The organism is Pedobacter sp. TM02 (genome assembly GCF_059705275.1).
Genome location: NZ_AP046530.1, coordinates 1124102 through 1135561 on the forward strand (window position 1 = coordinate 1124102; position 11460 = coordinate 1135561).

Sequence of the window (11460 nt, forward strand, 5' to 3'; positions counted from 1 at the left end):
ATGTCTAAACCAAAAGCCTGCATTTTCGACCTCGATGGGGTTATCGTTGATACCGCTGTGTATCATTATAAAGCTTGGCGCCGATTGGCCAATCAGTTGGGCTTCGACTTTACCGAAGCACAAAATGAAGAACTAAAAGGCATTAGCAGGATAGAGTCGTTAAAAATAATACTAAATTGGGGTGGCGTAAGCAAAAGCGATGCAGAAATGCAGGAGCTGGCCACGCTCAAAAACGAATGGTATGTAGAGATGATTACCAAAATGACTCCCCGGGAGATTTTACCGGGAGCTAAGGAATTTTTGGAACTGGTAAAGGCCAATCATTATTTAACGGCTTTGGGCTCGGCTAGCAAAAATTCTGAAACCATTTTGCGCCAGGTAGGGATTACACACCTTTTTGATGCGCTGGTTGATGGCAACAAGGTAAGCAAGTCTAAGCCCGATCCGGAAGTGTTTTTGGTTGGAGCTCAGGAGCTGAATGTGCCACCCAGCCAATGCGTGGTTTTCGAAGATGCCATTGCGGGTATACAAGCGGCCAAAAACGGCGGTATGAAAGCCATAGGCATTGGCAAGCCCGAAGTGTTAAAAGGTGCAGATTTGGTTGTAGAAGGTTTATTTGAGATGACTTTAGCAAAATTAGAGAATTTATAAGCGATGAAGAATTATATCAAACATCAGGAGTGGCAGATCATTGAAGAGGGATTTGATCCGCATTTGAATAAGATTTCTGAAAGTATTTTTAGCATAGGCAACGGAAGGATGGGCCAACGTGCCAATTTTGAAGAAACTTATACCGGTGAAACCCTGCAGGGCAATTACGTGGCTGGGGTTTACTATCCTGATAAAACCCGTGTGGGCTGGTGGAAAAACGGTTATCCTGAATATTTTGCCAAAGTTTTGAATGCCACCAACTGGATAGGCATTCGTGTTGCCGTAAATGGCGAAGAGCTCGACCTGAATACCTGCAAAGTACTGGAATTCAGCAGGGTACTCGATATGCAATTGGGTACATTAACCCGAAAATTTATAGTCGAACTCAGGAGCGGGAACGTTCTCGGAGTCGAGACCATTCGCTTTTGCAGCCTTGTGGATGATGAAGCAGGAGCCATTTGCTACAGCCTAACGCCACATAATTTTGATGGCCAAATCAGCATCGAATCGAGTTTGGACGGCGATGTGAAAAACCAGGATTCGAACTACGACGAAAAATTCTGGACCGAAATCAGCAAAACCGAGCAACACAGTTTCGCATTGCTGACCATGGAAACCAAGAAAACCGCTTTCTGGGTAAGTTCTGGTATTTATACCGAAATCCATCAAAACGGAGCCCCACTAAACCTGAAACCCAAATTTGTGAGTAAGGAAAAGTTTGTGGCCCAGCAATTTACGGTTGATGTGAAAAAAGGAGAAACCACTTCCGTTTACAAATATGCCGTTAACCTCTCGTCAGAGAACTATGCTAAAAATAAAATAGAAGAAGCTGCTGTTCAGGCTCTTCAAAAGATAGTGGCCAAGGGTTTTGACCTCATGCGCCAAGAACAGGCACAGGCCTGGGCTGGCAAATGGCAGAACGGAGACGTGGTAATTGAAGGCGACGTAGCTGCACAACAGGCCATCAGGTTCAATATTTTTCAGCTGCACCAAACCTATACCGGCGAAGATGCCCGGCTAAATATCGGCCCGAAAGGCTTTACCGGCGAAAAATACGGTGGCTCCACTTATTGGGACACCGAAGCCTACTGCCTGCCCTTTTATTTGGCCACGGCGCCACAGCAGGTAGCCGAAAACCTGCTCATCTATCGTTACAGACAATTGGATAAAGCCATAGAAAATGCCGAAAAGCTCGGTTTTAAAAACGGCGCGGCTTTATACCCGATGGTAACCATGAACGGCGAAGAATGCCATAACGAGTGGGAAATTACCTTTGAAGAAATCCACCGCAATGGCGCGATTGCCTTTGCCATTTTCAATTACAGCCGTTACACCGGCGACCAGAGCTACCTGGCTAAATATGGTTTAGAGGTGCTCATCGGCATTGCCCGCTTTTGGGCACAGCGCGTAAACTGGAGCATCGAAAAAGAACGCTATGTCATGTTGGGCGTAACCGGACCAAACGAGTACGAAAACAACGTCAACAACAACTGGTACACGAGTACGATGGCCACCTGGTGCTTAAAATATACCATAGAGGCCATTGAATTGGTAAAAGGTATGGACCGTGTTCTGCTAAATGAGCTGTTTGCCAAAACCAATTTCAAGGAACAGGAAGAAACCAGCCACTGGCGCGAAATCATTGAGCTGATGTTTTACCCGGTTGATGAGCAGCTAGGCATTTTCTTGCAACAGGATGGTTATTTAGACAAGGAGCAGGTACTGGTCAAAGACTTGCCTGCCACCGATAGGCCTTTGAACCAAAAATGGAGCTGGGACAGGATTTTAAGGTCCTGCTTTATCAAACAAGCCGATGTTTTGCAGGGAATTTACTTTTTTGAAGAAGACTACGACCTCGAAACCATCAGAAGAAATTATGATTTTTACGAACCGCGAACCGTGCACGAGAGTTCTTTATCGCCTTGCGTACATGCCATTATTGCCGCCAAACTGGGCGATTTAGACAGGGCTTACGAATTTTACCTGCGTACTTCGCGCCTGGATCTGGACGATTACAATAACGATACCGAAGATGGCTTGCACATTACCTCTATGGCTGGTACCTGGCTGAGCGTGGTCGAAGGCTTTGGCGGCATGCGCGTTAAAGAGGGAGCTTTGCATTTGCATCCAATATTGCCTCAAAAATGGACGTCTTATGCTTTTAAGGTAGGCTTTAGGCAGGCTACGATTACGGTAAAGGTAAGCGATAAGCAGGTAAGGCTACGCAACGAAAGCAACACCAGCGTTGAAATCTATGTTTTTGGCCAAGCGCATCAGCTGCAGGCCAACAGTAATTTAGTATTGCATACTTAAACCAACTCCCTTGAAAAACGTTATCAAAATAGCCGTGTTCTTGGCCCTTGTTACTGGACTGTGCGCTTGTATACGTCAAAATAATTTGCAGATGTTAGACCCGAACCAAACGACTTCAGAAAAGCTCGAGAACCGAAAAATAGTCATTTACCAAGCCTTGGTACGCTACTTTGGCAATCAGAATACCACCAACAAATTTTATGGCTCGATGACAGAAAATGGCGTGGGCAAGTTTAACGACATCAGCGAACAGGCCTTAAAAGCGCTTAAAAAACTGGGGGTAAATTACGTTTGGTATACCGGAGTAATCGAGCACGCCACCATGTCTGATTATTCGAAGGCGGGGATTAAGAATGATGATCCCGACATTGTGAAAGGCAAGGCGGGTTCGCCCTATGCCATTAAGGATTATTACGATGTAGACCCCGATTTGGCGGTTGATGTGCCCAATAGAATGGCCGAATATGAAAGCCTGATTAAACGAACCCACGATCAGGGCTTAAAAGTACTGATGGATTTTATTCCCAACCACGTAGCCAGAACCTATCATTCGGATGCCAAGCCAGCCAACGTAATCGACTTGGGTGCCCAAGACGACAAAAGCAAAAGCTTTGATCCCAACAACGATTTTTACTACATCCCCAATCAGCATTTCGTGGTGCCAACGGGTTATCAGCCGGGTGGCGGAGGTTATGAAAACCCGCTAAAGGATGGGAAATTCGACGAGTTTCCGGCAAAAGCTACCGGCAACAACGTGTTTAGCGCTAGTCCCAAACTCGACGATTGGTTCGAAACCATCAAACTCAATTATGGCGTAGATGTACAGCAAAACAATGCCAAGCATTTTGTGCCCCATCCGCCCGTTTGGAAAAAAATGCGCGATATTCTGGCTTTTTGGGCTTCGAAGGGTGTTGATGGCTTTAGGTGCGACGTAGCCGAAATGGTACCTGTAGAATTCTGGAGCTGGGCCATCAGCGATTTGAAAAAGAAATATCCAAATCTTGTTTTTATCGGCGAAGCCTACGACCGGAACGAGTATAAAAACTTTCTGCTCAATGGCAAATTCGATTACCTGTACGATAAAGTTGGCTTGTACGACGGATTGAAACGCCTGATGATGAACGACGAGAAAGCCACGGTAAAAGACATCACCTTGGTTTGGCAGCAAGAAAGCAAGGGCTTTAGCCAACACATGTTGCGCTTTTTAGAAAACCACGACGAAACCCGGATTGCTTCCAAGGCATTTGCTGCAAACCCGTGGTATGCCGTGCCGGCCATGGTGGTTACCGCTACCTTGTCAACTGGCCCCGTAATGATTTACAACGGCCAGGAAGTAGGCGAGCCTGCCCATGGTGCCGAAGGCTTTGGTGGCGACGACGGACGCTCTACCATATTCGATTATTGGGGATTGCCTCAGCACCAAAAATGGATGAACAATGGCCTGTTCGACGGGGGCAAGCTCAATGCCGAAGAAAAGCGCTTACGCGAATTCTACAGCAAGTTGCTTAACCTGGTGCAACAAAACGAAGCCATTAGCAAGGGCAGTTTTTATGAATTGTTGCAGGCCAATAAAGATTCAGCCGGATTTAACGATAAAATTTACGCCTACTTGCGCTACACCGAAAACAAACAAGTGTTGATCATAGCCAATTTTAACAGAAGCGAAAACCAATTGCTGGTCAGGTTTCCAAAAGACGTACTGGATGCCTTTCACCTAAATAGCAAATCAACAACCTTTAAAGACCTGTTGTCGGGCACCGAATTTAAAGCTGCAAACATGGATAACGGACTGCAGTTGAAAATGCCAGCCACGAGTGCGGCCATACTGGAGTTCTAATTGCGACTACCTAACCCTAACCAAATAAACCAACCCAATGAACCACAAAACATTAACCGAAAATCCAAAACTGTCTCTCGTGCAGATCATCAACATGAGCGTAGGCTTTTTTGGCATCCAGTTTGGCTGGGACCTGCAACGCGCCAATATGGGCCGTATTTACGAAAACCTGGGGGCTAATGCCGACCAAGTGCCTTTATTGTTCTTGGCTGCGCCTTTAACCGGACTGATTGTGCAACCCATTATCGGTTACTTGAGCGATAAGACGTGGCATCCGCATTGGGGGCGCAGGAGGCCATATTTCTTTATCGGTGCATTGATCAGCAGTATCGCCTTGATTTTTATGCCACACAGTAGTGCCTTATGGATGGCTGCGGGTTTGTTATGGGTATTAGATGTATTTGGCAATATTGCCATGGAACCTTTCCGTGCCTTTGTAACCGACAAACTGCCCGATAGTCAGGTAAACCGTGGCTTTATCATGCAAAGCCTCATGATTGGTTTGGGCGGAAGCGTGGCTTCGTCGTTGCCTTGGGTAATGAACAATATTTTCCACCTTACCAATACCGCCTCGCCAGGCAATATTCCAGAAAACGTAAAGTTCTCTTTTTACCTGGGGGCGTTTTTCTTCTTTGCAGCGGTGCTGTATACGGTTTTAACCACAAAAGAATATCCGCCTTCAAGCAAAGCAGAAACTACTTCAGAAAGTAAAGGTTTGGGTTCGGGGCTGCGCGAAATATTTCATGCCTTGGCCAATATGCCCAAGCGGATGCGTGTAGTGTCGTTGGTGCAGTTTTTTACCTGGCCAGGCCTGTTCCTCATGTGGTTTTATTACACAACTGCCGTGGCGGTAAACGTATTTGGCGGTAAAGATGCCAGCGATCCGGTTTATGCGCACGGTGCCGACTTTGGCAGCCTCACCTTGGCTTATTACAGCGTGGTTACCTTCTTGTTTGCCTTGTTGTTGCCTAAAATTGCCGATCTGCTGGGGCGTAAAACCACCCATGCGCTTTGTCTGCTTTGCGGTGCACTGGGCCTCATTAGTGTAGCTTGGGTGCACGACAAAAACATGCTGTACCTCTGCATGACCGGTGTGGGCATTGCTTGGGCCAGTATCCTGTCTATGCCTTATGCCATGCTCAGCGGTTCTTTGCCCAAAGATAAAGTGGGGATTTACATGGGCATCTTCAACTTCTTTATCGTATTGCCTGAGATTATAGCCTCATTGGGCTTTGGCTGGCTCATGAAAAACGTACTGCACAACGATAGGCTTTTGGCCGTTCAATTAGGGGGTGCACTGATGATTTTGGCGGCGGTTATTTGCTATGTTTTTGTAAGGGAGCCCAAGCGTACCGACGAAGTTTTGGCCAATAGATTGGAAGTAGAAGAGGGACGCTCGGTGTAAAAATCAAACGACTTGTAAAAACCTCAAAAAAATGGAGGATAACTAAGGGATTTTTAATATGTTTATCCTAGTTCCTTGTTGCTTTTGTTGGCGTTCTTTGTCAACAGGCCGACAAGGATGAGCGTTAAATTTGTTGGCGAGGAGCGCCAACGGCCAATATTATTCAAAATAAAGAATAGGATTGGTTTTAATTGGGAAACGAAGATAAACTTATGGAAGAAGAACTGAACAAAGAAGAAAAAGAAACGCCAGTAATTGCTACAGAACATATTGAAGATGATATTATTCAGCACCTGAATAACCCTGTTACCAGTTTAAAGCCTATCGTCAAACAATACCTCACTGCCATCGTTGAGGTCAAAAAAGAAGACAACAGGTTTTATTTTTCAGATGGAAATGCGCGGGTAGAAGTGAGGGTAGTGAGCGACGAGATTATCCGGGTAAGAATGGCACCTCACAGTGTTTTTCTCGACGATTTTTCTTATGCCGTACCTCAGGTAGACCAACGCGTGAGCACTTTCAGGCTCGAAGAAACCGACGAGGACTACCTGATTGCCACCAATACCGTTACCTGCAAACTGAACAAGGAAACCTTTCATATCTCATTCCTCGACAATCACACGAGTATGGTGATGAGCGAAGACAGTTCGCCGATGCACTGGGAAGAAAACGTTGAGTTTGGAGGCTATTACGTATTCGCCACCAAAAATTGCCTGCCCGAGGAGAATTTCTTTGGCTTGGGCGATAAATCGGGCAATATGAACCTACGGGGACGTAAATTCCAGAACTGGAATACCGATGCCTACTCTTTTGGCTGGGATCAAGATCCGCTTTACCGTACCATTCCGTTTTATATCGGCGTACATCAAGGGGCCTCTTATGGCATCTTTTTCGATAATACCTTCCGCTCTTATTTCGATTTTGGCAAGGAAGACCACCTGAAAACCAGTTTTTGGGCCGATGGCGGAGAACTGCAATACTATTATATCCACGGGCCACACATGATGGATGTGGTTAAACGTTACCAAAGCTTAACCGGTACGCATAAATTGCCACCAAAATGGGCTTTGGGCTATCACCAATGTCGTTGGAGCTATTACCCAGAATCTAAGGTAAGGGCAATTGCCGAAGGTTTTAGAGAACGCCAGATTCCTTGCGATGCCATTTATCTGGATATCGACTACATGGATGGCTATCGTTGCTTTACCTGGAACAAAAAGTATTTTCCAGATCCTAAAAAAATGATCAAGGACCTGGCAAGCATCGGGATGAAAACCGTGGTGATGATCGATCCGGGAATTAAAGTAGACGATAATTACTGGGTGTTTAAAGAAGGCAAGGAAAACAATTATTTCTGTCGCCGAAGCGACGATTACTTTATGGAAGGCCACGTTTGGCCGGGTCGTTGCCAGTTCCCCGATTTTACCAATCCAACGGTAAGGCAATGGTGGGGCGGGCTGTATAAAGAATTAGTTGATTTGGGCGTGGCCGGGTTTTGGAACGACATGAACGAGCCGGCCGTGTTTGGGGCCGGTACTTTCCCTAACGATGTTCGACATAATTTCGATGGCTATCGCGGATCGCACCGCAAAGCGCACAACATTTACGGTATGCAAATGGTACGTTCAACCTACGACGGTTTGAAAAAACTGATGCGCAACAAACGTCCCTTTACCATCACCCGGGCAGGCTATTCTGGCGTACAACGCTACGCCTGTATATGGACCGGTGATAACGTGGCCACCTGGGAACACCTCAAACTGGGCAATATCCAGTGTCAGCGTATGTCTATTTCTGGTGCTCCGTTTATCGGAACAGATATCGGCGGTTTTAGTGGCGAGCCCGATGGCGAGTTGTTTACCCGCTGGATCCAGCTGGGTACTTTCTCGCCGTTTATGCGGGCACACTCGGCTGGCGATACCTCCGAGCGCGAACCTTGGAGCTTTGGCGAACCCTTTACCAGCATCAACCGTAAATTTATCGAGTTGCGCTACCGCCTAATGCCATACATCTATTCGGTGTTTTGGGAGCATCATCGCTATGGTTTCCCAATTTTGAGGCCATTGGCCATGCTCGAGCAGGAAAATATCGGCAACCACTTCCGTCAGGATGAATTTACCTTTGGCGATAAGCTGTTGGTTTGTCCGGTATTGGAACAAGGCGCCACTTCGCGGGTTGTATACCTGCCTAAAGGCCAATGGTACAATTTCTGGACGCACGAATTGCTCAACGGAGGCAACGAGTACGATATTGAAGCCCCTTTAGAAGACATGCCGCTGTTTGTTCGGGCAGGCTCGGTATTGCCCGAATATCCAGTAATGCAATATGTGGGCGAAAAACCGATAGACGAGGTTTGGCTCAACATCTACTACGCCGATTATGAGGTCAATTCGTTTATGTTCGAAGACCATGGCGATACTTTTGCCTATGAACAGGATATCTACCTGGAAAAGAAATTTGTGGTAAAAGGCGATGGCCATAATCTTTTTATCGAGCAGGTTGTAGAAGGTTTGTACACCCCGAATTATGAATTGTATGATTACAATGTAATCGGACTGCCTTTTGAAGTAGCCAAGGTTTTTGCCGACGATAAGGAAATCACCGATTTTTATTTGGATGAGCGCAAGCGATTGAGATTTAAATCGAACAAAAACTTTATCCACATCAAGATTATTGGTGCTTAAGGAGTAATTATTTAATGGCTGATACTGTTATATTGTAAAATGGAGATACTTAAATTCTAACAACGAACAATTAACCACCCCAAAAACCAGATATGGCCGGCACTAAAAAAAATACCAAGGGTAAAGAAAAGTCATCCCCTAAAGAAAAAGTACTGGATGCTTTTAAAAGTGTTTGGGCCTACAGCTTGTTTACCGAATTTGATGTTTCGCTGTTTTTGCTGGGCAAGCATTTCCGTTTGTACGAGAAAATGGGGGCACACCTTTGTACCGTAAACCAGGTGGCTGGTACCTATTTTGCCGTATGGGCGCCTAATGCACAACAGGTTGCCGTAATGGGCAATTTTAATGGTTGGAGCAGGGAAAGCCATCCGTTAAATAAACGCTGGGACGAATCGGGTATTTGGGAAGGTTTTATTCCGCATGTAGCTAAAGGCGAAATTTATAAATATTACCTCAAAGGCTTTGATGGCAGCGATATTGAAAAAGGCGATCCTTATGCGCTGCGCTGGGAACACCCGCCACAAAAGGCTTCTATTGTTTGGGATGTCGACTACAGCTGGAAAGACAAAGCTTGGTTAAGGAAAAGGCCCAAACTCAATGCGCTTAACCAGCCGATTTCGGTTTACGAATTGCATTTGGGTTCTTGGCAACGTGATCCAAGCAACCCTGAAAGGGTATTAAGCTACGGCGAAATTGCCAATACGTTAGTGCCTTACATTTTGGAAATGGGCTTTACCCATGTAGAGCTGATGCCTATCATGGAATACCCCTACTATCCATCCTGGGGTTATCAGGTTACCGGCTATTTTGCCGCAAGTTCCAGGCATGGCGCGCCACAAGATCTCATGTACCTGATCGACCAGTTGCACCAGCATCATATTGCGGTTATTTTAGACTGGGTGCCTTCGCATTTTCCTGGCGACGCCAACGGTTTGTTTAATTTCGACGGAACGCACCTGTTTGAACATGCCGATATGCGCAAGGGCTTCCATCCCGATTGGAAATCGTACATTTTCAATTACGACCGTAACGAAGTACGTTCTTTTCTCATTAGTAATGCCTTGTTTTGGTTAGAAAAATACCATGCCGATGGCCTGCGTGTTGATGCCGTGGCTTCGATGCTCTATTTCGATTTTTCGAGAACGCCCGAAGAAGCCGGAACCAATGCATATGGTGGCAGCGAGAACTTAGGCGCCATTAGCTTTTTGAAAGACCTGAACGAAGCCGTTTATGGCAATTATCAAGGTGTGCAGACCATTGCCGAAGAAAGCAGCACTTTTGATGGGGTAACCCGGCCGGTGTTTGCAGGTGGCTTGGGTTTTGGCATGAAATGGATGATGGGATGGATGAACGACACCCTAAAGTACTTCAAAAATGATCCCATTAACCGGAAATACCATCATCACCAACTAACTTTTAGCATTTCGTATGCCTTTAGCGAGAATTTTATGCTGCCCTTTTCGCATGATGAGGTAGTGCATGGCAAATCTTCTATGATTTACAAAATGCCCGGCGATGAATGGCAAAAATTTGCCAACCTGAGGGCCTTGTATGCCTACATGTTTACGCATCCGGGAACCAAGCTGCTGTTTATGGGCAACGAATTTGCGCAAACCAACGAATGGAATTTTAACGAATCGCTCAATTGGGATTTGTTGCAATATGCGCCACATGCCGGTATGCAAAAGCTGGTGAAGGCTTTGAACCGGCTTTACCGCTCAGAACCGGCGCTTTATCAATATCATTTTTCTTACGAAGGTTTTGAATGGATCAATGCCGACGATATGGATCAATCTGTATTTACGTATTGCAGAAAAGGCTCCAAGCCTAAAGATACCTTGCTGGTGGTGCTGAACCTTACGCCGGTATACCGCGAGAATTTTAGGGTCGGTGTGCCTGCAAAGGGCAAATGGAAGGAAATATTCAATACCGATGCGTCCGAGTTTTACGGAAGCGACCAGCTTAATCCAAAAGCCATAGCTACGGAAAATATAGATTGCAACCACCGCAAACAGTCGATAGCGATTAATTTGCCACCATTGGGAGCTGCTATTTTTAAAAAAGAAACAGGAGCCGATGCCAAAAAGAATACTTGAGTTTAAAAAGAACAACAAGGGCGAATGGTATGTGCTTTTGCCCGAATGGAAAGGCGATCCTGATGATTTGCAGCTGGTGGAGGGTGCCGATCAATGGTTGGAGCTTTTAAGCCATAAAGGTACTGCCTTAAAACTTTGGCTGGCCGACGAACAATTCGAAAACGCAGCCATCTTAACCCTGTTGCACGCTCGTGAAGCTAATTTAGGTGGCGGTGGCGATTATTACCTGGAAACCTATCAAGGCAAAAAAGTTGGATTGAAACTCTGGCTCTGCGAAGTAACCCGCTTTGTTTTTAATGATTTGCCCCAAAAGATTTATTTTTTGGAAGTCTCACGTACCTAAGAGAGGTTAAGATTATTATAGTTAATTAGCTTTTTGAAATTTGCTAAGGTTTCTTAGGTGGTGAAAATGATCCTTAGCTATTATTTTTTTACCACCTCAAACACCTAAGAGAGGCTAAGATGTTTAGAATT

At 45.7% G+C, this 11460-nt stretch carries 7 protein-coding genes; all 7 read left to right on the top strand.

From position 1 onward, the window contains the following. The 7 genes from pgmB to AC6H1S_RS04845 all read left to right on the top strand — a co-directional run bounded on the left by pgmB (position 1) and on the right by AC6H1S_RS04845 (position 11329). Positions 1-651: a beta-phosphoglucomutase gene (pgmB, locus tag AC6H1S_RS04815; RefSeq protein WP_199138361.1), complete on the top strand. Its 651-nt coding sequence runs from the start codon at positions 1-3 to the stop codon at positions 649-651. A 3-nt stretch (positions 652-654) separates the two neighbouring features. Continuing rightward, complete coding sequence (locus tag AC6H1S_RS04820) at positions 655-2964, top strand: glycoside hydrolase family 65 protein (protein WP_497565346.1); 2310 nt, start codon at positions 655-657, stop codon at positions 2962-2964. Between the two features lie 91 nt (positions 2965-3055). Beyond that, positions 3056-4801, top strand: a complete 1746-nt coding sequence (locus tag AC6H1S_RS04825; RefSeq protein WP_497565348.1) for an alpha-amylase family glycosyl hydrolase — start codon at positions 3056-3058, stop codon at positions 4799-4801. 37 nt (positions 4802-4838) lie between these two features. Beyond that, positions 4839-6206, top strand: coding sequence for an MFS transporter (locus AC6H1S_RS04830; RefSeq protein WP_497565349.1), 1368 nt, complete (start codon positions 4839-4841; stop codon positions 6204-6206). Between the two features lie 212 nt (positions 6207-6418). Then, positions 6419-8890: a glycoside hydrolase family 31 protein gene (locus AC6H1S_RS04835; protein WP_199138353.1), complete on the top strand. Its 2472-nt coding sequence runs from the start codon at positions 6419-6421 to the stop codon at positions 8888-8890. A gap of 92 nt (positions 8891-8982) precedes the next feature. Next, entirely contained in the window at positions 8983-10986 is a 2004-nt protein-coding gene (gene glgB, locus AC6H1S_RS04840) for a 1,4-alpha-glucan branching protein GlgB (protein WP_497565351.1), read from the top strand. Further along, positions 10967-11329 carry a DUF6717 family protein gene (locus tag AC6H1S_RS04845; RefSeq protein WP_199138349.1) on the top strand — a complete coding sequence of 121 codons (363 nt, stop codon included), beginning with the start codon at positions 10967-10969 and terminating at the stop codon, positions 11327-11329. The genes glgB and AC6H1S_RS04845 overlap by 20 nt, the downstream gene beginning before the upstream one ends. Positions 11330-11460: the final 131 nt, after the last annotated feature.